General features: G+C 36.8%; 21 protein-coding genes. 9 read left to right on the forward strand and 12 right to left on the reverse strand.

Going from position 1 to position 25,984, the window contains the following annotated elements:
- Window positions 1-81: 81 nt before the first annotated feature.
- Together secE and nusG are read left to right on the forward strand one after the other, a co-directional pair.
- On the forward strand, window positions 82-423 hold the full coding sequence (secE, locus tag GYM76_RS01205) for a preprotein translocase subunit SecE (protein WP_220225611.1): 342 nt from the start codon (window positions 82-84) through the stop codon (window positions 421-423).
- 1 nt (window position 424) lies between these two features.
- Window positions 425-970, forward strand: a complete 546-nt coding sequence (gene nusG, locus GYM76_RS01210) for a transcription termination/antitermination protein NusG (RefSeq protein ID WP_065563741.1) — start codon at window positions 425-427, stop codon at window positions 968-970.
- A 138-nt stretch (window positions 971-1,108) separates the two neighbouring features.
- Here the strand turns inward: nusG and GYM76_RS01215 are convergent, their stop codons facing one another.
- Both GYM76_RS01215 and GYM76_RS01220 read right to left on the reverse strand, forming a co-directional pair.
- Window positions 1,109-3,028: an ABC transporter ATP-binding protein gene (locus GYM76_RS01215; RefSeq protein WP_220225612.1), complete on the reverse strand. Its 1,920-nt coding sequence runs from the start codon at window positions 3,026-3,028 to the stop codon at window positions 1,109-1,111.
- 221 nt (window positions 3,029-3,249) lie between these two features.
- Window positions 3,250-5,253, reverse strand: coding sequence for an OPT family oligopeptide transporter (locus GYM76_RS01220; protein ID WP_220225613.1), 2,004 nt, complete (start codon window positions 5,251-5,253; stop codon window positions 3,250-3,252).
- A gap of 220 nt (window positions 5,254-5,473) precedes the next feature.
- Between GYM76_RS01220 and mazG the strand changes: the two genes are divergently transcribed.
- Both mazG and GYM76_RS01230 read left to right on the forward strand, forming a co-directional pair.
- The gene (gene mazG, locus GYM76_RS01225) at window positions 5,474-6,271 is read left to right on the forward strand and encodes a nucleoside triphosphate pyrophosphohydrolase (protein WP_218060063.1); all 798 of its coding nucleotides are present in this window, start codon (window positions 5,474-5,476) and stop codon (window positions 6,269-6,271) included.
- Window positions 6,264-6,704, forward strand: coding sequence for a hypothetical protein (locus tag GYM76_RS01230; protein WP_220225614.1), 441 nt, complete (start codon window positions 6,264-6,266; stop codon window positions 6,702-6,704). The genes mazG and GYM76_RS01230 overlap by 8 nt, the downstream gene beginning before the upstream one ends.
- A gap of 234 nt (window positions 6,705-6,938) precedes the next feature.
- Here the strand turns inward: GYM76_RS01230 and GYM76_RS01235 are convergent, their stop codons facing one another.
- Window positions 6,939-8,351 (reverse strand): FAD-dependent oxidoreductase, encoded by a 1,413-nt coding sequence (locus tag GYM76_RS01235; RefSeq protein WP_220225615.1) that lies wholly within the window; start codon window positions 8,349-8,351, stop codon window positions 6,939-6,941.
- 14 nt (window positions 8,352-8,365) lie between these two features.
- Complete coding sequence (gltB, locus tag GYM76_RS01240; RefSeq protein WP_220225616.1) at window positions 8,366-12,823, reverse strand: glutamate synthase large subunit; 4,458 nt, start codon at window positions 12,821-12,823, stop codon at window positions 8,366-8,368.
- Between the two features lie 389 nt (window positions 12,824-13,212).
- Between gltB and GYM76_RS01245 the strand changes: the two genes are divergently transcribed.
- On the forward strand, window positions 13,213-14,394 hold the full coding sequence (locus GYM76_RS01245) for an NAD(P)/FAD-dependent oxidoreductase (protein ID WP_220225617.1): 1,182 nt from the start codon (window positions 13,213-13,215) through the stop codon (window positions 14,392-14,394).
- On the opposite strand, the gene GYM76_RS01250 is transcribed toward GYM76_RS01245, so the two are convergent.
- On the reverse strand, window positions 14,391-15,815 hold the full coding sequence (locus GYM76_RS01250) for a sigma-54 interaction domain-containing protein (protein WP_370632595.1): 1,425 nt from the start codon (window positions 15,813-15,815) through the stop codon (window positions 14,391-14,393). The genes GYM76_RS01245 and GYM76_RS01250 overlap by 4 nt on opposite strands.
- A gap of 254 nt (window positions 15,816-16,069) precedes the next feature.
- Between GYM76_RS01250 and lysA the strand changes: the two genes are divergently transcribed.
- Genes lysA through GYM76_RS01270 form a run of 4 tightly spaced genes read left to right on the forward strand, consistent with a single transcriptional unit; the run spans window position 16,070 to window position 21,493 of the window.
- Complete coding sequence (gene lysA / locus GYM76_RS01255; RefSeq protein ID WP_065563732.1) at window positions 16,070-17,467, forward strand: diaminopimelate decarboxylase; 1,398 nt, start codon at window positions 16,070-16,072, stop codon at window positions 17,465-17,467.
- A 53-nt stretch (window positions 17,468-17,520) separates the two neighbouring features.
- Window positions 17,521-18,927, forward strand: a complete 1,407-nt coding sequence (locus GYM76_RS01260) for an APC family permease (RefSeq protein ID WP_220225619.1) — start codon at window positions 17,521-17,523, stop codon at window positions 18,925-18,927.
- Between the two features lie 19 nt (window positions 18,928-18,946).
- Entirely contained in the window at window positions 18,947-20,053 is a 1,107-nt protein-coding gene (locus GYM76_RS01265; RefSeq protein WP_220225620.1) for an alanine/ornithine racemase family PLP-dependent enzyme, read from the forward strand.
- 54 nt (window positions 20,054-20,107) lie between these two features.
- Entirely contained in the window at window positions 20,108-21,493 is a 1,386-nt protein-coding gene (locus GYM76_RS01270) for an amino acid permease (protein WP_220225621.1), read from the forward strand.
- Between the two features lie 93 nt (window positions 21,494-21,586).
- Here the strand turns inward: GYM76_RS01270 and GYM76_RS01275 are convergent, their stop codons facing one another.
- The 7 genes from GYM76_RS01275 to GYM76_RS01305 form a co-directional block, all read right to left on the reverse strand.
- On the reverse strand, window positions 21,587-22,189 hold the full coding sequence (locus GYM76_RS01275) for a MarC family protein (RefSeq protein WP_065735090.1): 603 nt from the start codon (window positions 22,187-22,189) through the stop codon (window positions 21,587-21,589).
- Between the two features lie 151 nt (window positions 22,190-22,340).
- Window positions 22,341-22,691: a 50S ribosomal protein L19 gene (rplS, locus tag GYM76_RS01280; RefSeq protein WP_065563727.1), complete on the reverse strand. Its 351-nt coding sequence runs from the start codon at window positions 22,689-22,691 to the stop codon at window positions 22,341-22,343.
- Window positions 22,692-22,722: 31 nt separating this feature from the next.
- On the reverse strand, window positions 22,723-23,475 hold the full coding sequence (trmD, locus tag GYM76_RS01285; RefSeq protein ID WP_065563726.1) for a tRNA (guanosine(37)-N1)-methyltransferase TrmD: 753 nt from the start codon (window positions 23,473-23,475) through the stop codon (window positions 22,723-22,725).
- A gap of 16 nt (window positions 23,476-23,491) precedes the next feature.
- Entirely contained in the window at window positions 23,492-24,019 is a 528-nt protein-coding gene (rimM, locus tag GYM76_RS01290) for a ribosome maturation factor RimM (protein ID WP_220225622.1), read from the reverse strand.
- Between the two features lie 18 nt (window positions 24,020-24,037).
- Window positions 24,038-24,286, reverse strand: coding sequence for a 30S ribosomal protein S16 (gene rpsP / locus GYM76_RS01295; protein ID WP_065563724.1), 249 nt, complete (start codon window positions 24,284-24,286; stop codon window positions 24,038-24,040).
- Between the two features lie 262 nt (window positions 24,287-24,548).
- Window positions 24,549-24,917 (reverse strand): DUF956 family protein, encoded by a 369-nt coding sequence (locus GYM76_RS01300; protein WP_065563723.1) that lies wholly within the window; start codon window positions 24,915-24,917, stop codon window positions 24,549-24,551.
- A gap of 150 nt (window positions 24,918-25,067) precedes the next feature.
- Window positions 25,068-25,979 (reverse strand): PTS system mannose/fructose/sorbose family transporter subunit IID, encoded by a 912-nt coding sequence (locus GYM76_RS01305; RefSeq protein WP_065563722.1) that lies wholly within the window; start codon window positions 25,977-25,979, stop codon window positions 25,068-25,070.
- Window positions 25,980-25,984 lie beyond the last annotated feature (5 nt).

The raw sequence follows: 25,984 nt of genomic DNA on the forward strand, positions 1-25,984 counted from the left end.
TAACATAATTATAGGTTCTATATGCTAGTAAGTAACGAGAGTCAAGATACAAGCACAGTTCTAGACAAGTTTAAATGGGTTTTGGTTCTAGTATTAATTGCGTTAATTGTTTGGGGAAATTCTTATTTCTCTGCGCCTAATGATATATATCAACCAAATACAGTTGTTCGAATCATTGCGGTTGTTGTCATTTCGCTTTTAACCTTATTTATTGCATTTACAACCAATAAAGGAAAATCATTTATAACATTTCTGCAAGAATCACGAAAAGAGTTAAGAAAAGTTGTATGGCCAACTCGTAAAGAAACAGTACAAACAACTTTATTAATAGCTGTTATTACAATTATTGTTGGTACAGCTCTTTGGGGTATGGATTCTTTGTTCCGTTCAGTCATCTTTTATTTAACATTAATAGGGCGTTAATATGAGTGAAACACAACAAAAACGCTGGTATGTGATCCAAGCTTATTCTGGCTATGAAGCACGTGTTGCACAATCATTACGTGAATATATTAAATTACATAATATGGAAGATTCTTTTGGTGAAGTTTTAGTACCAACCGAAGAAGTTGTCGAAATGAAAAGCGGTCAACGCCGTAAAAGTGAACGTAAATTTTTCCCAGGTTATGTTTTAGTTGAAATGATGATGAACGATGCAACTTGGCATCTAGTTAAAAGTGTTCCAAGAACTTTAGGATTCATCGGTGGAACATCAGATCGACCAGCACCAATAAGCCAGCGTGAAGTTGACGCTATCATGAATCGTTTACAACAAGTTGGTGATAAACCACGTCCTAAAACCCTATTTGAACCAGGTGAACTTGTTCGAGTTAATGAAGGACCGTTTGCAGACTTTAATGGTGTAGTTGAAGAAGTTGATTATGAAAAAAGTCGCCTAAAAGTATCGGTATCAATTTTTGGTCGTTCAACACCGGTTGAACTTGATTTTAGCCAAGTCGAAAAAAGCTAATATCTCAAAATACCCATATAAAAAATCACAGAATTAATTCTGTGATTTTTTTTGGCTTATTAATGTAGAACAGTATTAATAAGGCGATATCTGAATTGACTTATACTCCATGGTTTTTATCAATTCTTACCAATCGTTTTATGCCGATTCAAACTCTTCAAGTTGTTGTTGTAAATCCAACCATGCCAATTCTGACTCTTCTTGCTTACCTTTTAACTGGCTTTGTTGTAATAATAATTGTGTTAACTCACTCTTTTTATCTGCTTCATAAATAGAGGAATCGGCTAATTGCTCTTCAATCAATTTTAATTGCTTACTTAACTGTTCGAGCGTCTGTTCCTCTTTTTGTAACTGTTTTTTCAGCGGTTGCATTTGTGCTCGCCGATCGGCCTCTTTGCGTTTTTGTTCTTTACGGTCTTGTGCAGAAAGATTTTTGCTATTGTCATTATGACTATCATCTTGTTGTGGTGGCTGATTTTCCGCTTTCTGCTCGTCGGCAAGCCATTTTTGATAATCATCGAGATCACCATTAAATGGTTCAACTTTGTGATCGTGAACTAAATAAAACTCATCAGTTGTTGAACGTAGTAAGTGGCGATCATGCGATACAACAACTAACGCGCCTTCGAAATCAATAAGCGCTTCAGTTAATGCTTGGCGCATATCTAAATCTAAATGGTTAGTTGGCTCATCAAGTAACAGTAGGTTTGGCTTTTGCCAAACAATTAATGCTAAAACTAATCGAGCTTTTTCACCACCTGAAAATGTTTTTACAGGTTCATTGACTTTATCGCCATGAAAATCAAAACCACCTAAGTAATTACGCAATTCTTGTTCTGTTATTTTAGGATCAGAAAGCTTGGTTAAATGCCAAAGTGAGGATTCTTCACCACGCAAATACTCTAACTGATGCTGAGCGAAATAGCCTAATTGAATACCTTTGGATAAATTAATATGACCTTCTTTAGGTTGTAATTCTCCCGCTAATAATTTAATTAAAGTCGATTTACCAGCTCCGTTCCGTCCTAATAAACCAATTCTCGAACCGGGAACAAGATTTAATTTAATTTTTTCAAGGACGATTTTATCTCCATAACCAGCAACCACTTTATCCATCATCAATAATGGACTTGGTAAAAATTCAGAAGGTTTAAAATTGAAATGGAAAGGATTATCCACATGAGCCGGTGCAATAAGCTCCATTTTTTCTAACATTTTAATTCGGCTTTGAGCCTGTTTTGCTTTGGTTGCTTTTGCTCTAAAGCGATCAATATAGCTTTGCAGATGGGCGACTTTTTGTTGCTGACTTTCGTATAATGATTGTTGTTGTGCCAATTTCGTTATACGTTGGTTTTCGAATGAAGAATAGTTTCCGGTATATTCAAATAAACTTTTTTGTTCAATATGAATAATTTTATTAACAAGTGGATCTAAAAAGTCTCGGTCATGAGAGATTAAAATAAGCGTTCCCTGATAATTACTCAACCATTTTTCAAGCCAAATCACTGCATCTAAGTCAAGGTGGTTAGTTGGTTCGTCAAGCAGCAGTAAATCAGAACGGCACATTAAAGCTTGCGCCAAATTTAGTCGCATCCGCCAACCGCCCGAGTAGGATTTAACCGGTAAATTGAGTTGTTCGTTAGAAAATCCTAAACCATGTAATAGTGTTGCGGCTCTTGCCCGTATTGTCCAAGCATCAATGGTATCGAGTTGTTCGTGAATAATCGCAATTTGCTCACCATTATTTTCTTGATTAGCAATCGTTAGTTTTTGTTCTAATTGGCGATATTCTCGATCCCCGTCAATAGCGTATTCAATAGCTGGAACATCTAAAGCAGGTGTTTCTTGATTAACCCAAGCAAGCTGCCATTGTGTAGGTATTGATACACTTCCAGCATCAGAGTGAATTTCGCCTTTAATTAATGAAAAAAGGGTGGATTTACCACAACCATTTTTACCTACTAATCCAACTTTTTGTTTAGGATTAATTGTTGCTGAAGCGTTATCTAAAAGCAGATTAACACCACGACGAATTTGGATAGAATCAAAAACAATCATAATATTGCCATCTATTACTCTAAAAACAAGCTATGCTAACAAAAAAAGAACTTTATGCAATACGTTTTACTGGTGATTTATCCGCATTGCATTTGAATCGAATATTTATGATTGATACGGTAAACAATGCGGAAAATGATAAAATAAGATTATTTATTAATATGTTGAATAAAAATCATATTTAATAATTAATGTAATAATTGCCTAAATATTAATATCACTTAAATTTTACTTTTTATTGCCGACAAAGCTCTGCGAATAAAAAGCCAACAGATAAGGATAAATACCAATAATCCTAGGTATTGTGGTAAATCACCTAAGTTTTTAAATATTGCCAATGGGGCATCACTTCCTCCATTAGTAATACTTATCACAATTACTACCGCTAATATAACGCCAATTAAACTTTCACCAACTATTAAGCCAGATGCAATTAATGCTGCTTTGCTATCCACTTTTTTAAATTGTATTTCTGGATCAACATTATTTTTCTTTGCGTTAGCATAAGTATAACGTTTAATAATCCAAGATAGTAATGTGCCAACAAAAATCGGTGTAGTGACACTTGGTGGTAAATAAATGCCTAATCCGACAGCAAGAGCTGGTAATCTAAATTTTGAGTTATTTTTAGCAAAAATTAAATCAGTGATGATAATTATTCCCCCTAATACTAGGCCAATAAAAATCATTGTCCAATCAAGTTTATGCGAAAAAATACCTTGTGCAATAGTTGTCATTAAAGATGCTTGAGGAGCGGCTAAAACTTGAGAAAGATCCATATCACTGCGAGGAACAGCGCCTGTAAAGCCGTAAGCGTGATATAAGGTTTCTAGAATAGGAGCTATAACTAAAGCACCCACAAAGCAACCAATTAATAAAGCAACTTGTTGCTTCCATGGCGTTGCATTGACTAGATAACCTGTTTTTAAATCTTGCAAATTATCATTTGATATACATGCTATTGCTAAAACAGTACTTGTCGTAAATAATGCTAATGCTGTTGCAAAATTCGATCCTTCAATCGTTGATAACATGCCATTAATTTCACCTAGTCCTAATAAAATAAGTGAAACAGCAATAACTGCAAGTATTGCAATACCAGACATAGGACTTGCTGATGATCCGACTAAACCAGCCATATATCCACAAGCTGCAGCAACTAAAAAACCCATAATAAAAGAAAACAATACCGCACATGCAACTAATGACCAAGCTATGCCTGTAGATAAGCCACTATCAGCTATAAATGAATAAAAAGTCACGACTAAAATGACTAACATCATCCCCATAATAGAAAAAATCCATTTAGGGGATAGATCGCGTTCTGTTGTGTCTTTTATTGACACATCTGAACGTAGAGTTTTAAAAGAAATTTTCACTCCTTCAATAACTGGTTTTATTAAAGAAAGCAAAGTCCAAACAGCTGAAATAGCAATCGTTCCTGCACCAATAAAACGGATATCGTTGTCCCAAATTTGCATGGAAACTTGAGATAAAGGTAAACTTGAATCATAACCGTTGATAACTGTTAAAATCGGTATGCCAAATACCCAAGCAATAATTGTCCCAAGTAGTATTGCAATACCTGAAATAATACCAATTAGATAGCCTGCACTTAATAATGCTAAAGAAAACCCTAAGGGTATTTGAAATATTGCCTTGCCTGCTGTGAACCAATAAGCTGTATTTCCAGATAGTAGTTTAAATCCATTAGTAAATAAACTGACTAAAGAAGCAATTACGCCACCGAATAAAATATCTTTTAATCCACCATTAGCGTCATTTCCTTCTGCCTTTGACCCAGCCTTTAATATTTCGGCAGCAGCAACACCCTCAGGGTAAGGTAAATCGCTTTTTACTACCATGACATGTCGAAGCGGTATAGAAAATAACACACCTAACATACCACCAGCCAAACATACAGCAAAGGTTAACCAAAATGGGAAATCATGCCAGTATCCCATCATTAATAAGCCCGGAATAACAAAAATGATTGAAGATAATGTCCCTGCAGCAGAAGCTTGCGTTTGAACCATATTATTTTCTAAAATGGTTGAATTAGGGAAAAACCGCAAAATCGCCATAGAAATTACAGCTGCAGGAATTGCAGAAGAAAAAGTTAAACCGACCTTTAAGCCCAGATAAACATTTGATGCAGTAAAAATCATTGTTATCAGTGCACCAAGAATAATACCTCTAAATGTAAGTTCTCTTAGTTTATTCATGTTTTTAGTGTTTTTTAAGTTGAAATTAAATGTATTATATACTTAATTGTGTATTTTGAGTGTAAATCCGTGTGATTTTATTGTTTTTAAATTTTTATCCATTGTTTTTAAATGGAAATATTTTTATTAAATTTTGGATGCTTATTATTTAGTTATTAAAACATTACTATTTTGTTTTGATACAATGTTATTTAACAATTACTACTTTGTGAGAAATATCGTGAACCAATTAGAACGTTTACAAGCTATTACTAAACAATTACGTAATCCAATTAAAGGTTGCGAATGGGACAGTAAGCAAACTTTTGAATCATTAAAATCATATACTCTAGAAGAAACTTATGAAGTCTTAGATGCCATAGAAAAAAAAGATATGGCTGAACTTAAAAATGAACTAGGTGATCTACTGTTTCAGATTGTTTTTTATGCTGACTTAGCAAATGAACAAGGTTTATTTAATTTTGATGATATCTGCCTCTCTGTTGCTGATAAGCTGATTAGTCGTCATCCCCATGTCTTTTCAAATGATACTACTGTTAAGCCAAATTGGGAACAACTTAAGCAACAAGAACGTGATAAACGAGCACAATATTCACTATTAGATGATATTCCCATCGCCATTCCAGCATTAATGAAAGCTGAAAAAATACAAAAACGCTGTGCATCAGTTGGATTTGATTGGGTAGAGTTAAAACCTGTTATTGATAAAGTTAAAGAAGAGCTTAGCGAAGTGGAAGAGGAATTGAATAAAACCGCACAAGATCAATCCAAAATTGAAGAAGAGCTTGGCGACTTATTTTTTGCCACCGTTAACTTAGCCAGACATTTAAAAGTTAAATCTGAGTTATGTTTACAAAATGCCAATAACAAGTTTATAAGGCGTTTTAAGCAGGTAGAATTATTACTTAAACAAAAAAATCACAATTTAATTGATGCAACACTTGAAGAAATGGAAGATGCATGGCAAATTGTCAAACAATCTGAACAATTATCTAGCGAAGTAAATCAAAATGACTGAACAAAAAAATGAATTATATCAAGAAATCGAAGCATGGGCACAAAATGCCATTTTACATAGCCCAACGTGGAGTATTAACCAGCTCGATTATTCCGAAAAAAGTATTTCTGTTGTTGAAATTATTATTGGTGAATTAGCTGAGAAAAATTTTAGTATCCCTGAAGAACAGCTTAATATGATTGCTCAAGAGTATGGTTGTTACTTATTACTGACAGCCCAAAAATTATACGGCGGTGAGTTTTATTGGAATGAAGAACTTGAACAACCGATGTTAATTTGTTGTGAACCACAAGCAGCTATCGTGTTATTAACTTGGAATAAAGTCAAAGGGCGCCTTTTAGGGGATGAAGCTGATCATCTAGCCTTTTTCTTAGAAGGGTTTGCTGAGGCGACTAAAAATCCTGAAAATGGTTCTCAGATTGTCTATTTATAACCAAATAATACAATAATTAAAGGTTATTAGCTGATAAAATTTCATGGTATCAGCTAATAGTCATTAATGCCAATTATCAAAGTGAATATGCATTGGCGATTTCAACCCGATAAATGACGATATTTAGGTTGTAATCAATAAACATTATGGTTTAGGCAGATCAATAAATATTAAGTAATAAGCCTTACTCCCACTCAGTAGGGAATGGAAATAAGGTTTACTTAGTTAATCACTTTATACTTCTAAGTAATCTAAAATCCCTTCTGCCCCTTTGCGACCTTCGCTAATGGCAGTCACCACTAAATCCGATCCTCTTACCGCATCACCACCAGCAAAGATTTTTGGATGGCTGGTTTGGTAACCTTTGCTTTGTGGTGCGATTATGCGCCCTCTATCATCAAAATCAACACCATGTTCGGCTAACCACGGCATAGAATGAGGTTTAAAGCCAAATGCCATTACAACTGCATCTGCCGGAAGTACAAATTCCGATCCTTGAATTATCACCGGAGAACGACGACCTTTCGCATCAGGTTCGCCAAGCTCCGTTCTTACCATTTTTACACCAGTAACATGACCGGCATCATTGATTTCGATGCTCAGAGGTTGTACATTGAATTGGAATTGTGCGCCTTCTTCTTTAGCATTTTTAACCTCGCGTTTAGAACCTGGCATATTAGCTTCATCACGGCGATAGGCGCAAGTCACTTCAGTTGCACCTTGACGTATAGACGTTCGAACGCAATCCATTGCTGTATCACCACCACCTAATACCACGACGCGTTTATTTTTCATATCGACATAAGGCGCATCATCAGTTTGTTGGTATTGCATAATATGTTTGGTATTAGCAATTAAAAATGGTAGGGCATCATAAACACCATTGGCATCTTCATTTTCTAGGCCTGCACGCATTGATTGATAAGTACCAGTACCAACAAAAACTGCATCAAATTCATTGATGATATCGGCTAATTGTACAGTTTTACCCACTTCAGTATTAAGGCGAAACTCAATTCCCATTTCGGTAAAGACATGTCTGCGGTGAATTAAGACTTCTTTATCTAATTTGAAAGCAGGAATACCAAAAGTTAATAGGCCCCCAATTTCCGGATGACGATCAAAAACAACTGGTGTAACACCATTACGAACTAGGACATCAGCGCAAGCTAACCCAGCAGGGCCTGCACCAATAATTGCGACTCTTAGTCCAGTTTTTTCAACGTTAGATAGATTTGGTTTCCACCCCATTTTAAAGGCTTCATCAGTAATATAACGTTCAATACTGCCAATAGTTACGGCTCCAAATTCAGCATTTAAAGTACAGGAACCTTCACAAAGACGATCTTGCGGACAAACTCGTCCACACACCTCTGGTAGACTATTGGTTTGGTGCGATAGCTCAACAGCCTCTAAAATCTTCCCTTCATTAATTAATTTTAACCAATTTGGGATATAGTTATGTACTGGACAGCGCCATTCACAATAAGGATTACCACAAGCCAGACAACGATCTGCTTGTGCTTGAGATTGCGAGGCTGAAAAGCCTTCATAAATTTCAACAAACTCAATTTTACGGACGTTTAGCGATTTTTTAGGCGGATCAACACGTTGTAAATCGATAAACTGATAAACATTTTGACTCATATCGTGTTTTCTCCTTACTGTGCTTGCACACGTAGCTCTGCTGAAGAGCGACTACGGTGACCTAATAACGCTTTAACATCACTAGATTTTGGTTTAAGTAAAACAAATTGTTTCGCAAAATCTTCCCAATTAGCTAATATCTCTTCTGCCCAAGATGAGTGAGTAAGCTGTGCGTGTTCCATGATTAAACCACGTAAATGTTCTTCATGAATCGAGTAGTCAGCCACATTTAACATTTCCACCAACTCTTTATTAATACGCTTATGCAAATCACCATCGGTATCTAAAATATAAGCAAAACCACCAGTCATACCAGCACCGAAGTTTACGCCAGTTTTTCCTAAAACACAGACAATTCCGCCCGTCATATATTCACAACCATTATCACCAATGCCTTCAACCACACTTATGGCTCCAGAGTTACGCACAGCAAAACGCTCACCCGCTCGACCAGCAGCAAATAATTTACCGCCAGTTGCGCCATATAAACAGGTATTACCAGCAATGGTTGCTTCATGGCTCAAAAATGCAGAACCTTGTGGTGGACGAATGACAATGCGACCACCAGCCATGCCTTTACCAACATAGTCATTAGCATCCCCTGTAAGGGTTAAATCCACACCACCAGCATTCCAAACGCCAAAACTTTGACCAGCAGTACCATTGAAGTTCAACGAAATAGGGGAGGTAACCAAGCCTTGATCGCCATATTTTTTAGCAATATAACCGGATAAAGTGGTACCAACAGAGCGATCTGTATTTTGAATGTCAAAGTAGAAACTTTTAGTTTGACGATTATCAACCGCATCTTGTGCTTGAGTTATGATCTCTTTATTAAGCACACCTTTATCGAATGGTTTGTTATCTTCAATACAATGAACTGGTTTGCCTTCAATAGGGGATGCTGTTTTAAGTAAACTTGATAAATCCAGTTTTTGCTGTTTTGCAGTAATACCATCTAGTTCAATAAGCAGATCAGTACGACCGATTAAATCAACAATTTGTCTAACACCAAGTTCAGCCATAACTTCTCGAGTATTACGCGCAAGAAAACGGAAGTAGTTCATCGCTTTTTCTGGCAATCCATGATAATGTTCGCTACGTAATTTTTCGTCTTGAGTGGCTACGCCGGTTGCACAGTTATTTAGGTGACAAATACGGAGGTATTTACAACCCAATGCAACCATTGGCCCAGTACCAAAACCAAAACTTTCAGCGCCTAAAATTGCAGCTTTTACAATATCTGCCCCCGTTTTTAATCCACCATCAACTTGCAAACGAATTTTATGACGTAACCCATTAGCAACTAATGATTGCTGGGTTTCAACCAAGCCAAGCTCCCAAGGGGAACCCGCATATTTAACTGATGTTAATGGGCTGGCACCAGTACCACCGTCATAACCTGAAATGGTGATTAAATCTGCATATGCTTTAGCAACCCCTGTTGCGATAGTGCCTACTCCCGGCTCAGAGACTAATTTAACCGAAATCATTGCTGTTGGATTAATCTGTTTCAAGTCAAAAATCAATTGAGCTAAATCTTCAATTGAATAAATATCGTGGTGTGGTGGAGGTGAAATTAATGTCACTCCCGGCACAGAAAAACGTAATTTTGCAATATAAGGGGTGACTTTATCACCAGGTAATTGTCCTCCCTCACCTGGTTTTGCGCCTTGGGCTACTTTAATTTGAATAACATCGGCACTCATTAAGTAGCCTGGTGTAACACCAAATCGACCAGAAGCCACTTGTTTGATACGTGATACTTTTATCGTGTTGTAACGAGCGGGATCTTCTCCACCCTCACCAGAATTAGAAAAACCACCTAATGTATTCATTGCTTCAGCTAATGATTCATGCGCCTCTGGGCTTAAGGCACCAATTGACATGGCAGCGGAGTCAAAGCGTTTAAACAATGATGATTCTGGTTCAACTTCATCAAGCGAAATAGCCGCGTTTTCAGGAGGATTTAGTTTTAATAAATCTCGTAGAGTTGCTGGTGGTCGATTATTTACAATATCCGCATAACGTTGATAATCTTCATAATTACCTTCATTAACTGCTTTTTGTAGTGATTGCACCACATCTGGATTATAAGCGTGGTATTCACCACCATAAACAAATTTGAGTAATCCACCTTGTTCTAATGGTTTACGTCGTAACCATGCTTTTTTAGATAAATTAAACTGATCTTGAGCAAAGTCCTCAAAATTGGCACCACTGATACGGCTAGTTACACCTTGGAAGCATAGCTCAACCACTTCTTCATGGAGACCAACTGCTTCAAATAGTTTAGAGCAACGGTAAGAGGCGACTGTTGAAATTCCCATTTTGGACATAATCTTATATAAGCCTTTATTAATACCATTACGGTAATTAATAATCGCTTCACGGTAAGATTTATTCATCGTACCATTATCGACCATTTGCGCTAAAGTTTCATAAGCTAAGTATGGATAGATTGCAGTTGCGCCAAACCCTAGCAAGACTGCAAACTGATGCGGATCTCGGCAGCTTGCGGTTTCAACAATGATATTGGCATCACAGCGTAGATTTTTTTCAACTAGACGTTGTTGCACTGCGCCAACAGCCATTGGGGCTGGAATAGGTAAGCGATCTGGCGCTATATTTTTATCAGATAGGATTAGTAGTACAGTTCCTTCACGTACTTTTGCTTCGGCATCACCACATAATTGTTCAATTGCATCACGTAAGCTACCATCAATTTCATAAGTGATGTCAAGCGTTTCAGATTTGTAGTAGCGTGATTCTAAGGTCGTTAATTGTTTAAAATCCGAATGAACTAATACCGGGTATTTAAAAGCAACTCGATGAGCTTGCCCTTCAGCTTCAGCAAACACATTCATTTCACGACCAATACTCGTTGATAGTGACATCACGTGTGCTTCACGTAATGGGTCGATAGGTGGGTTAGTTACCTGAGCAAATTTTTGTCGGAAGTAATCATAAATTAAGCGAGGACGACTTGATAATACCGCAAATGGCGTATCATCGCCCATAGAGCCTGTTGCTTCTTGACCATTTTCACCTAAAACTCGAATACACTGGTCAAGTTCTTCACTGCTATAACCAAATTGCTTTTGGTAAGTAGCTAGTAAAGTATCGTCATAATCACGAGAGCCGATATCATCATCAGGAAGATCTTCAAATGGAATCAGCCGTTTTACATTCTTAGCCATCCATTCTTTGTACGGATGGCGTTTTTGTAAATCGTTATCCGTTTCTGACGATTGTAAAATGCGACCTTCTTCAGTATCAATCACTAGTAATTCACCGGGGCCAACACGTCCTTTGGTCACTACTTCATCTGGTTGATAATCCCAAATACCAATTTCGGATGCACAAGTAATTAGTTTGTCAGTGGTAATCACATAACGTGCAGGGCGAAGGCCATTACGATCTAAGTTACAAGCGGCATAACGTCCATCGGACATAACGATACCTGCAGGGCCGTCCCACGGTTCCATATGCATAGAGTTGAAATCAAAAAAAGCACGGAGATCTTCATTCATATCCGGATTGTTTTGCCATGCAGGAGGCACAAGTAAACGCATAGCACGAACAATATCCATACCGCCTACTAAGAATAATTCAAGCATATTATCTAGCGAGCTTGAATCCGAGCCTGTAACATTAACAAACGGCGCGGCATCTTGTAAATCGGGTATAAGTGGCGTTTTGAATTTGTAAGATCGCGCTTTAGCCCATTGCCGATTACCCTCGATAGTATTAATTTCACCATTGTGGGCTAAATGTCTAAATGGTTGAGCAAGTGGCCAACGCGGTACGGTATTGGTTGAAAAACGCTGATGGAATAAACAAATTGCTGTTTCCATACGAATATCAGCCAAATCTAAATAGAATCTAGGTAAATCTTTAGGCATACATAAGCCTTTATAGATATTGACCTGATTTGAAAAACTACATACGTAAAACGTATCATCTTGCACACGTTTTTCTATGCGGCGTCGTACCATATATAAACGACGCTCTAAATCAATTTTTGTCCATCCAGCAGGGGCATTAACAAAAACTTGTTCGATTCTTGGCAGTGATGACAGGGCAATTTCACCCAGAACGCTTTTATCAATTGGTACTTCACGCCAACCTAAAATAGATAGAGTTTCTTCGGCTAGCTCTTCTTCTACAATATCACGGCTTGCTTGGGCTTCGGCTTCATCTTGGCTTAAAAATAGCATGCCTACAGCATAGTTTGTTGCCAAACGCCATCCGGCATCTTCTGCGACAACTCTAAAAAATCGATCTGGTTTTTGTATTAAAAGCCCGCAGCCATCGCCCGTTTTACCATCGGATAAAATGGCACCACGGTGTTGCATTCGAGCAAGTCCGTGGATTGCAGTACGCACCACTTTGTGACTTGGTTGCCCTTCTATATGAGCGATTAAACCAAATCCGCAGTTATCTTTCTCATGATGCTGGTTATATAACATATCATTGCCTCTAATTCATCGTTATTATTTTTTGAGAAGATATAGGCATTAATCCCATAATAGGTGTGAAGGTAATTAAAAATAGGTTTTTGGTCAAATAAATATTACTTATAAGTCAATCTTTTAATAACTCAGTCTATATTTATTAATGAAGCTAATATCTCATATTAACTATTTGTTTATACTATAATTAAAATTTAATAGAGACAAAAGTTTCAGAAATTGGTTTTTTTCTCATAATAATAATTAATATTTGATTAAAAAAAGTTGAGGAACGGGGTTTTTGAGCATCAAAATTGGCGATTTTTACACATTTTTTCAAGAATGAGTGAGTTAGAATCGCTACTCTTATATAATAGATAATCTTTATTATGGGTAATAGGTCTTATATGCAAAATAAAATTACAATTATTGGTGCGGGTGCTGCTGGGCTTTTTTGTGCCGGATTATTAGGACAAAAAGGTTATGATGTAACTGTTATTGATAATGGTAAAAAATTAGGACGCAAAATTTTAATGTCTGGTGGTGGTAAATGTAATTTTACCAACCTTAACGTAGAATCAACCCATTATATTTCAGAAAATCGTCATTTTTGTAAGTCTGCATTAAAGCGCTTTACTCAATGGGATTTTATTCAACTAGTTAATCAATACAATATTGCCTATCATGAAAAAGATCATGGACAGTTATTTTGTGATAATTCAGCGCAAGATATTGTTGATATGCTTGCCCAAGAGTGCCAAAAGGGGCAAGTTAAATTCATGTTAAACACTCAGCTTGAAGATGTTGAGGCTGAGCAGCAAGGATTTAAATTATCGATTTCACAAGGTTTTGTTCATACTGATAAATTAATTGTAGCAACTGGTGGGCAATCTATGCCAGCACTAGGTATGACCGCTATCGGATATAAAATTGCCGAAAAATTTTCGATTCCCGTTGTGCCCGTAAAAGCAGGGTTGGTGCCATTTACCTTACATAAACCTTTGCTAGAAGTATTATCCACTTTGTCGGGCATTGCCGTGCCGGTTGAAGTATCTAATGAACGAATATCTTTTAAAGAGAATTTACTGTTTACTCATCGAGGATTATCTGGACCAGCGATTTTACAAATCTCTAGTTATTGGCAAGCAGGTGAAGCCATTACCATTAATTTGTTGCCAGATGTAAGCTTTGAAGGTGATTTTCAACTCTTGTTAGAAAATAATCGCAATCAAAGCATTAAAAATTGTTTGGCGCAAATATTACCGAAGCGGTTAATTGAAGCTTTGATGCAATTAAATTTGATAGCCGATTTAACCGTTAAGCAATTAACGCCTACTCAGCAGCAAGTGCTTTACCAAACATTAACTAGGTGGATGGTTACACCGAATGGAACGGAAGGCTATCGTACAGCTGAGGTAACTTTGGGTGGTGTGAGCTGTGATGCTTTATCGTCAAAGACGATGGAGGCGAAAAATCACCTCAATCTCTATTTTATTGGTGAAGTTGTTGATGTAGCTGGTTGGCTAGGTGGTTATAATTTCCAATGGGCTTGGAGCAGTGCATTTGCTTGCGCGCAAGCCTTTGATTAATTATCAATTACCCCCATATGTATATCATATTTCTTAACTTTATATTGTAAGGTGGTTCTCGAAACATCGAGTAGTTTTGCTGCAGTAATAATTTTCCCATTGGCCTGATTTAATGCATCAATAATAAGTTGCTTTTCATAATTTTCGACTTGTTCGGTAAGATTACCAGTTATTTCGCTGGTAGTCGGTTTTTCAAGCTTGGCTTCATCTTGTGGATAAGGGCTATGAAGGTCAAATAATTCTTCATCCAGAATAATCTGCTGCAATTCTCCTGGCTCATTTTGTAAAACCATACTACGGACAATAGCGTTTTCTAGCATTCGCACATTACCCGGCCAAGGCGCTGACATAAGTTGCTGTAATGCATGTTCACTAATACCAGTAATCACAACACTTACATCAGTTTTATGTTTATCAATAAAGTATCTTGCCAATACAGGAATATCTTCTTGTCTTTCGCGTAGTGCTGGCAGTTTAATTAATCCGACATTTAATCGATAAAATAGATCACTACGCATTTTGCCTGTTTTTAATAAATCAGCCGGTGATTCATTCATAGCTGCAACAATTCGAACATCAGCATGTTGCTCTTTATTCCCACCTAGTGGCCAATAGGTTTTTTCTTGTAAGAATCGTAACAGTTTGCTTTGCATTTCAAGTGGCATCGCGTTAAGTTCATCAAGAAATAACGTACCACCATTAGCAAGTTCAAGATAACCTTGGCGATTTTCAGCTCCAGTAAACGCTCCTTTGACAGTCCCGAATAAAGTACTTTCAATCAATGTTGTAGGTAAAGCACTACAGTTAAGTGAAATAAACGCTTTATCTCGGCGTTGGCTAGTTTGGTGAATTAATCTAGCAAATAGCTCTTTCCCTGTGCCGGTTTCGCCAACAATCAATACTGGCACATCATTACTACCTAAAATATTAGTTTGGTCGATCACCTGCTGCATTTTTTTTGAAGCAAAAACGATTTCTGGTAATGGCTGTTCTTTATTTTGATATAATTTTCTATTAAGACTGAATACCTGATCTTGCAGTTGTCTAACATTAGATAAATTACGACCAATTTCAACCGCGCCAATAATTTCTTTTTTGTGATTATAAAGAGGAACCGTTGTATGTTGATAATCAACTAATTTGCCCACATGATTATAATAGGTTTGATAGGTATCTTGATATTCTTTACCCTGTAAAGCTTGTAGCATAGTACTATCTTCTTTTTTCAAATTAGGGTAAACTTTAAGCATTGGTTTACCTATGGCTTGTTCCATTGGGTAGCCATCAAGTTCTGCACTTTCCTGATTGTAGTAAATATATTTACCTTCTTTGTCAATAATAGCCATAGGCTGATGTATTAGATCAAAAAAATGTTTAAATATTTCCAATGCTTGTAATAATTCAGGATCAATTATCATGATACTAAAACCTTTTGAAAGTTGGATTCTTACTAAGTATAGCGAGCGTTAATTTAAATATCTTTCAATTATTACTAAAAAAAGTGACAAATTTTTGTCATAAAAACATATTTTTTACTAAATGACTAATATTAAATTTGTAATTATTCTGTTAAACAATTGATTGTTTGTGTTTTTTTAAGTTGGCACGTTGATTGCATTGTAAGTGAGTAATCTTTTTACTTACCTTTTTTATGTACTAATTAACTGGAGGTCATATGTCCGACACAATTATGTCAAATTATAACAAAATACGCACAGATCTTATAACTAAAGATCGTCGTTTCAGTGCTCAAGGCGGTAAACTTTGTTTTGATGGTGTGAATTTGGAAGAATTAGCAAAGAAATATCCAACACCTTTTTACGTATTTTCTGAAAAAGAAATTGACCGTAATATTCAGGAGATCAAAGATTCGTTTAAAGCTCATCCAAATACTAAGATTTTCTATGCGTCAAAAACATGTTCAGTAATGGGTGTGCTTAAAGCGATTAAAGATGCGGGTATCTATGCAGAAGCTAACTCAATGTTTGAAGTTCGTAAATGTTTAGAAATCGGTTTCCCTGGTAGCCAAATTGTTTTCAACGGTGTGGTTAAAAAACCAGTTGATTTAGAATTTGCTATCCAAAACGATCTTTACATCATCAACGTAGATAGCCTATATGAGCTTGATATTATTGATGAGATTTCACGACGTTTGAAAAAAGTTGCAAATGTTTGTGTGCGTGTTGAACCAAATGTACCGTCAGCAACTCACGCAGAATTAGTAACCGCTTATCACGCTAAATCTGGTATCGACTTAGAACAAGCTGAAGAGACTTGCCGTCGTATTCTTGAAATGCCTTATGTTCATTTACGTGGTTTACATATGCACGTAGGGGATCAAGTACCAGAAGCAGAACCTTTTGCAAAAGCGACTAAAGTATTAGTTGATGAATCACGCCGTTTAGAAGAAGTTCTTGGCATTAAATTTGATTTAATCAACGTTGGTGGTGGTATTCCTGTTCCATATAAATATGACGAAGAAAATGGTAATCCATTAGAAGACAATATGTATGCTGGTATTACTGCACAAGATTTCGCCGATGCGGTAATCAGTGAAGTACATAAATGGCGTACTGACGTTGAAATTTGTATCGAACCAGGTCGTAAAGTAACCGGTTCAGCTGGTGTGCTATTAACTGAAGTTGCTTGTGAAAAACGTAAAACTAACTACGATTTAGACGGTAACATCGAAGAACATGTTGAATGGAAATTTGTTGATGCGGGTTACAGCGTATTATCTGACAGTCAACACTTTGATTGGTTCTTCTATGTTTATGATGCATCAAGAATCACTGAGCAACATGATGAGTACATTAAATTAGCGGGTCCATTATGTGACGGTGGTGACTATTTCCATGTGGGTGTTAAAGGTGAAGAATTCTTATTACCTAAAGACACACAAATTGGCGATATCATTGCTTTCCTTGATGCCGGTGCTTATACCATCGAAAGCCAAACAGTTTATAACAACCGCCCACGTACTGCTGTTGTTATGATTGATAAAGAAGGCAAAGATCGATTGATTCGCCGTGAAGACACTTACGAGGATATGGTTGGATACGACGTGTATTAATCATGAACTGGCTGGGGCAATAACTGCCCCAGTTGTTATTATGTGAGGTTATTATGAGTGATTCTAAAGATTCAAGTTTACTTGGTATTAAAGACATTGTGTTTATGAATGTCATTGCAATATTGAGTTTACGTCAAATTCCTAATGTTGCTCCTTACGGAGCGTCAGCAATGGTGCTTTGGCTACTTGCTGCATTTTGTTTGTTTTTTCCATTAGCCATGGTTTGTGGTGAGCTTTCAACAGGCTGGCCAAAAGATGGTGGGATCTTTGTATGGGTAAAAGAAGCATTTGGTAAACGTGTCGGTTGGATAGTGGTTGTTTGCTTTTTGTTTTCATGTGTGCTTTTCTTCCCATTAATGTTGCAGTTTGGTTTTACTGCAATTGGTTATATGTTTAACCCTGAACTTGCTCAGAATCAGGTATTTATTGGTGTTGGCTCCATGGCAGTATTCTGGATCTTAACGTTAATGAATATCAAAGGCATGAAATGGACTAAAATCATTAACAGTGTTAGTGCATGGTTAGGTGTATTTATTCCTGCTGCTATTATCGTGTTATTAGCTATTGTATGGTTAATGACTGGTCATCCAATGGCAACTGATTATAGCCATGTTAGTGATTGGATTCCGGATTTAAGTAGCTGGGATACTATTGTATTTTTATCAAGCATGATGTTTGCTTTTGCTGGGCTAGAAGTTGCACCAATGATCGCTGGTCGTACTCGTGATCCACAACGTGACTTCCCTAAAGCGATGGCGGTATCTGCAGTTGTTATCGTTGGTATCTATATGATTGGTACTTGGGCAATTAATACCTTATTACCTGCTGCTGATACTGATATTGTTGCCGGTGTAATGCAAGCGATGGAAGCTGCTGCTAAAGAGCTACACATGCCTTGGTTATTACCAGTAATGGCAATTTGTTTGTTCTTTGGTGCATTAGGTCAAATTAACTCATGGTTAGTTGGTCCTATCTATATGTTACAAGAAGCATCAAAAGAAGATAACTTACTTGGTGAACGTATTGGTCGATTACATCCTGTATATCAAACACCAGCATTTGCTTTAGTTATCCAAGCAATAATTGTAACGGTACTTTGTTTCTCAACATTCGTATCACCAAGTATTGCTGCTGCATATTGGATGTTAACTGCATTAACAACCATTTGTTACTTTATTCCTTATTTAGTGATGTTTATTGCGTACTATCGCTTACGTATTACTCAACCAGATGTACCACGTAGCTTCAAGATTCCTGGTAAAGTTTTACCAATTATTTTACCTGGTTTAGGTTTCTTATCTACGCTATTTGCGGTGATCTTAGTCTTTATTCCACCAGCACAAATTGATATGGGTGGATATGTTGAGTACATCGCTAAAATTGTTGGTGGTGCAGTGCTTGCAATTGTGTTAGCTGAATGGATATACCATCGCGCACAAAGACGTAACCGCTTGCAATAAGATATAGAGGAGTAAATTTATGTACAAACCTATATTGGAAATTGATTTAGGTAAATTAAAAGACAATGCCCGTGTTGAAAAAGAGCTTCTTGCTAAACACGGCATTGAAGTGATGGCGGTAAATAAAGTCTTTGATGGCTGTGTTGAAACCGCCAAAGCGGTGCTTGATGGTGGTATTGATGTGATTGCTGAATCAAGAACCTACAATTTGAAGAAACTTAAAGATGCTTTAAATTGTAAAACTTGTTTATTACGTAGTCCTTGTTTAAGTGAGATCAGTGAAGTAGTGAAATACGCAGATATTAGCTTAAACAGTGAAAAACAAGTTATTCAAGCACTTTCTGATGAAGCGGTAAAACAACAAAAAGTCCATCAAGTATTTTTAATGGTTGATATGGGCGATTTACGTGAAGGTATTTGGTTTGAACATGTCGATGATATCATCGAAACAGTCAAACTAATCTTATCTTTACCAGGTGTTGAGCTTTATGGGCTTGGGACCAACTTCAACTGCTATGGTACTGTTCTACCAACTGTTAAAAATGGTGTGGATTTTTTACACATAGCGCGTAAAGTAGAAGAAGCTTGTAATATCAAGATCAAGTATCTATCAGCTGGTAATTGTACAAGTTACCATCTGCTTGATAAAGGGATCTGGCCAGAAGGGCTTAATCACATTCGAATTGGTGGTTTACATGAGTTTGGTATTGAGTATGTGGATATGAAATATCTTGATGAGTTTCATCACTCAAACAAACCTGTAGAAAAAGCTTGTAGTGACATGTATAAATTGTATGCACAAATCATCGAGCTTAATAGTAAACCAACCGTTCCTGTTGGAGAATTAGGTGTTGATGCCTTTTTGAACAGCAAAACTTTTGTTGATCATGGTACTCGTAAACGCGCGCTTCTCGCTTTTGGCCGTCAAGATGTGCCAGCAGAAAGCTGTATACCGATTAATGACAACATTACGGTCTTAGGTCAAACCAGCGATCATACTATTGTTGATATTGAAGATGTTTCTGAAACATTACGTGTTGGCGATATGATTGGGTTTGAGCTTGATTATACAGCCCTACTTATGGCTTGCCAAACCAATGGTGTAGAAAAACGGTTTGTTTATTAATATCTATCAGCTGCTGGGCAACCAGCAGCTATTATTGATTACTAGGCGGTTTACATGGCAACATCAGAATCTCAAGAAAGTCCTTATCCCAGTACCTTAAAGAAAAACTTAAAAAATCGTCATTTATTGATGATTTCGTTAGGTGGCTCAATAGGAACTGGATTATTTATTGGTATTGCAGCACCACTTAGCACGGTTGGACCGTTAGGTACGATTATCGCATATCTACTTGCGGGTAGTATTATGCTGTCGACCATGCTTTGCTTAGGTGAACTTTCTTGTGCATTCCCACATGCGGGTTCTTTTCAGCATTATGCACTAATGTTTATTCCACATCCTATTTGGAGTTATACCATTGGCTGGTTATATTGGTTAAGCTGGGTACTGTCTATGGCTGCTGATTTAACTGCAGCTTCGATGATCGCTCACCAAGTTTTTTCCTCTATTCCCATCTATATTCTTAGTCTAATTATTTTAACCGTTATTACTTGTGTCCATTTAACGTCTGTTAGAGCTTTTGGCGAAAGTGAATACTGGTTTTCAACGATAAAAGTATTGGCCATTATTGCATTTATAGCTGTTGGTATTTATTTACTCTATCATCAATATAATCAAACACATGTATTACCAACACTTAAAACCGAACAAGGTTGGTTTCCTAGTGGATTTTTATCAATTTTTGTTTGTATGACAATTGTTACTTATTCATTTCAGGGCGTCGAATTAATTGGTAGTGCAGCTGGTGAAGCGCAATCACCTCAAAGCGTATTGCCAAAAATTATCACTGGTGTGGCTTTTCGTATTATCTTGTTTTATGTGTTAGCGATTGCGGTGTTAGCACTAGTTTACCCTTATGGAGCAACCCATAATGAAATTAGCCCATTTGTTTGGGTATTCAATAAAGCCGGGATTACCTTTGCTTCATATGTGATGCTATTTGTTATCTTTTGTGCTGCAATATCGGCCGCTAATTCGGCTGTTTATGCCAGCTCGAGAATGCTATGGTCGATGGCTCAAGATGATTTAGCACCAAAATACTTTTCAGAAGTCAATAAACGAGGCGTGCCAACTAAAGGAATATTATTTATCGCAATTATTGCGTTAGTTTCGCTGTTTTCTAAATATATTGCTGCTGAAAAATTATACCTCTATCTGGTAGCGAGTACTGGACAAGTTGGTTGTTTTGCTTGGATTATTATTGCTTGGTGCCAATATCAATTTCGTAAGGGAGTGAATGAAGGCAAATACTCTAAAGATATGATCAAATTTAAATCTCCGCTATTTCCTTGGTTAGCGATGATTTCTATTACTGTTAACATTATTATTATTGTTGGGGTATGGTTTGGTGAATCAGGGCATTTTATTTTATTATCTGAGATAATCTTAATTTTCGTAATTTTAGCTTCATATTACTTTTTCAAAAAACGTAAATCCGATTAACTTTATTATCAGTTTATGTAATCACCTTAACTATCAATTGTAGGTGATTACTTACTGTTAGAATTGAAATTTTAATTATCTGAATTATAAAACTTATTTTAAAAATGCAGAGACGCCAGTAAATACAACTTGAGCGGCAATAGCTGATATTAATAACCCAGTAAGCTTTGACAAAATTGCAATACCAGTATTTTTTAAAACGTTAGCAATGCTTTTTGCGCATAGTAACATGGCATAAATACCGCTTGAGGCAATCAATAGCGAAAGGGCGCCAATCAGGTTTTGCATACCTACCGAACTTGTCCCCATAACAATAATCGTACCAATGGAGGCTGGTCCCATACATAAAGGTATTGCAAGAGGAACCACACTAATATCATCATCATCAGTATGAATTTTATTTTTTTCAGGTGAATCATTCATCAATGAAACAGCGGTAATAAATAGCAATGCTCCCGACCCAATTCTAAAAGCATCGAGTGTAAAACCAAACACACTAAACATGGCATTACCAAAAAAGAATAACACAATACCAATAATAAAAACGGCACACGATGTTTTAAGTGCAGTCTTTCGGCGTTGTTGTTCATCATATTGTTTAGTACCACTTAAGAATGCACTTAGCACTGCTGGTGGTGTCATTAAAGCGAATAACTTGGTTGTGGTGGCGAGAATTTCAACAAGATAGTTATCCATAGTATTACCCTTTATAGCTTTAGAAATTGCTTGAAATCTGTCAACAATTGTTGGCGGGAATCAACTATACACATAAAAACGGTCACCATAAAGGTGACCATATTTAATTGGATATAATTTTAATAGTTTATTAAATATTAACCAATTTGAATTAGTTAAGGCGCTCTTTAATACGAGCCGCTTTACCACGAAGTTCGCGTAAGTAGTAAAGTTTAGCTTGACGTACTTGACCACGACGCTTCACAGTAATTGAATCAACAGTTGGTGAGTGAGTTTGGAATACTCGTTCAACACCTTCGCCATTCGAAATTTTACGTACTGTAAATGCAGAATGTAAACCACGATTGCGAATTGCAATAACCACACCTTCATATGCTTGAAGACGTTTTTTGTTACCTTCAACAACCCATACTTTAACTTCTACCGTATCACCCGGACGAAAAGACGGGATGTCTTTTTTCATTTGTTCTTGTTCTAATTGCTGAATAATTGCATTTTTCATAATTTTGTCTCTTACTAGTTATACTGAAATATTAATGGCTCGGTTTATCACGATATTCACATTGGAATTCAGTGAGTAAACGTTGCTCTTCATCAGTCAGAGCTAGATTTTCAAGAAGATCTTCTCTTCTCAACCAAGTTCGTCCTAGTGATTGTTTCAATCGCCAGCGACGAATCGCTTCATGGTGACCAGACATTAACACATCAGGCACCGCCATTCCATCTAACACCTCAGGTCTGGTATAGTGTGGACAATCAAGTAAACCGTTTGCAAAAGAGTCTTCTTCTGCTGATGATTCATGATTCAATACGCCTGGAATAAACCTTGCTAATGCATCAATCATTGTCATCGCCGGTAATTCACCGCCACTTAACACGTAATCCCCAATTGACCATTCTTCATCAATTTCGGTTTGGATAACGCGTTCATCTATACCTTCATATCGACCACAAATCAAAATCAATTTTTGATATTGTGACAACTCGCAAACACCTTGTTGGTTTAATTTGCGCCCTTGTGGGGAAAGATAGATTACTTTTGTATTTTCACCTGCTACTGCTTTCGCAGCATGAATCGCATCTCTAAGTGGTTGTACCATCATTAACATGCCGGGACCACCACCATAAGGCCTATCATCGACAGTCTTATGCTTATCATGCGCAAAATCGCGCGGGTTCCAATATTCTACTGTTAACAGTCCGTTTTTTACTGCTCGACCAGTTACACCATAACAGGTAATAGCTTGGAACATTTCGGGAAAAAGGCTAATTACGCCAATCCACATATTCTTACCTTACCGATTAAAATGCGGGATCCCAATCGACCACAATCATTTTTGTTGTTAAATCAACTTGTTTAATAAATTGTTCTTCAACAAAAGGAATTAAACGTTCTGTTGCTCCAAATGCATCTTTTAGATTTGCTTTAACAACCAACACATCATTAGAACCGGTTTCCATTAAATCAGTTACTTGACCTAAATCATAACCGTTAATTGTTTTCACTCTACAGCCAATCAAATCCTTCCAATAGAAATCGCCTTGATTAAGCTCAGGCAATTCTTCTGCATCAATGAATACTTCAGCATTAGTTAACGCATTGGCTTGATCTCGATCATCAACGCCTTTGAGTTTGACAATCATATCTTGATTATGAGGTTTAAAGCTCTCAACGATTACTTCCTGCCATTTTCCAGCACGCTGGATATACCAAGGTTTGTAATCAAAAATACTATCTGGAAATTCTGTAAACGAAAAAATCCTGAGCCATCCACGAATGCCGTAGCTTGAACCAAGTTTACCAACAACGATTAGATTCTCAGTATTCATCTTTACACTATTACTTAATTAAGCAGCTTTTTGTGCTTGTTTGATCAATGTATTAACACGATCAGAAATAGTAGCACCTAAACCAACCCAATAATTTACGCGATCAAGATCTAAACGTAATTCTTCTGCTTTACCTTGTGCAATTGGATTAAAAAAGCCAACGCGCTCAATAAAACGACCATCACGTGGGTTACGGCTATCAGTGACAACTACTTGATAAAAAGGGCGCTTTTTAGAGCCACCACGAGCTAAACGAATAGTTACCATAACATCCTCTTAAATTAAAAAATAATCTTTCTTTTGCCCAACACGGACAAAATCAAAGCCCCAAAATTATACTCTTTCTAGCAAAAAGTGCAATGGCTGATTGTGTGTGAAAAAGTTAGGTAGCATCAGTTATCGACAAGCTTAGTTATAAATGAACATAAATTCATCTTTTTAACTAGTTATATTATAAATAATTAGCTTCATTGATAATGGTGAGCTTGCTTGCTATATAATGATATATTTTAAAAGTGATGGTTGATCTTTAAGACTTTTTCCGGAACAAAGCTCGTTTTAACACGTCAAAAAATCCTAACGCTTTGACCATTTTTTTGCTATCAACATAGACACGTATTGCTTTTAATACTTTTTTCGGCTCTTTGGACGCAAAAGCGAACGTACCGTCTTTTTTTGTTTGTATGGAGTAACGAGATATCCACTTACCTTTAAAAAATACCGATGCGATAACATAATCGACCTCTTCCCAAGGAATTTGAATATATTTCCGAGGATCGCGTTGATGATAGAATTCGAACGCCTTATCACCAATCATAATCTGGCCATATTCTGAAAAACCTGAAAAAGCAGTCGCTTTTACTGTTAAATCTACTTTGGTATTTAATGATTGAACCATTTAGCTACTTATATCCATTATTTTAATCTGAGTTGCTAAGGCACCCTTTTCTCATTATTTATAAAGAAAAGGGTGATTTTTGTTTGAGGCAAAACAGCAATTTTGTTTAAAAAGTGCGCTCCTCAACTTTTTTAGTCAACATTGTTGGCTTTATAAAAGACCAATAACATGACCAGTAACACCGACTAAGAATAGTGCAAGAATAATTATAATAGGTGATACTTTTTTACGAAGTAACCACATACAGAAGAACGTTAATAGTAATGGTACAAGTCCAGGAATTAGCTGATCTAAGTTATTTTGTAAAGTCGTTACTTTGTCTTGACTAAGTGCGAGCCCATCTTGCATTTGTATCAATGCTTTTTGTATACCTTCGGCACCAGCAGGTAGGGAATTCCAATCAATAAATGCACCATTATCTAATTTTACTGTGGATACGACTGGTTGGAATTTTATTGATACCCACCTTTGTACTAAAGCTGCCAGAACAAACATCCCCAAGATAGATGCACCTTTAGTGATTTTTTGGAGTAAACCTCCACCTAAGTTATCGGTAATTTTAGAACCAGTACGGTAACCAAATTCTTGGGTAAACCACATAAAGCTCATGCGAATTATGTTCCAAAGCAGAAAGAATAGAATTGGCCCTAAAATATTACCACTCAAGGCAAGTGAGGCGCCTAGTGCACCAAGCATAGGACGAACGGTAAACCAGAATACTGGATCACCAACCCCAGCTAAAGGTCCCATCATTCCCACTTTTACCCCTTGAATAGTGACATCATCAACAGGCGCACCATTAGCACGTTCTTCTTCTAGGGCTAAAGTCACACCAAGTACAGGCGATGCTAAATAAGGATGTGTATTGAAAAATTCTAAATGGCGTTTAAGTGCAGCCGAACGATCTTCTTTTGTGGTATATAATTTTTTGATAGCAGGAATCATTGAATAAACCAAGCCACCATTTTGCATACGTTCGTAGTTCCAAGAACCTTGAAGGAAAGTTGAACGCCAAGCTACCGATAAACGGTCTTTTTTCGATAAATGAATTCGATCTGTCATGTTCT

The organism is Gilliamella sp. ESL0443 (genome assembly GCF_019469165.1).
Taxonomy (GTDB): Bacteria; Pseudomonadota; Gammaproteobacteria; order Enterobacterales; family Orbaceae; genus Gilliamella; species Gilliamella apicola_E.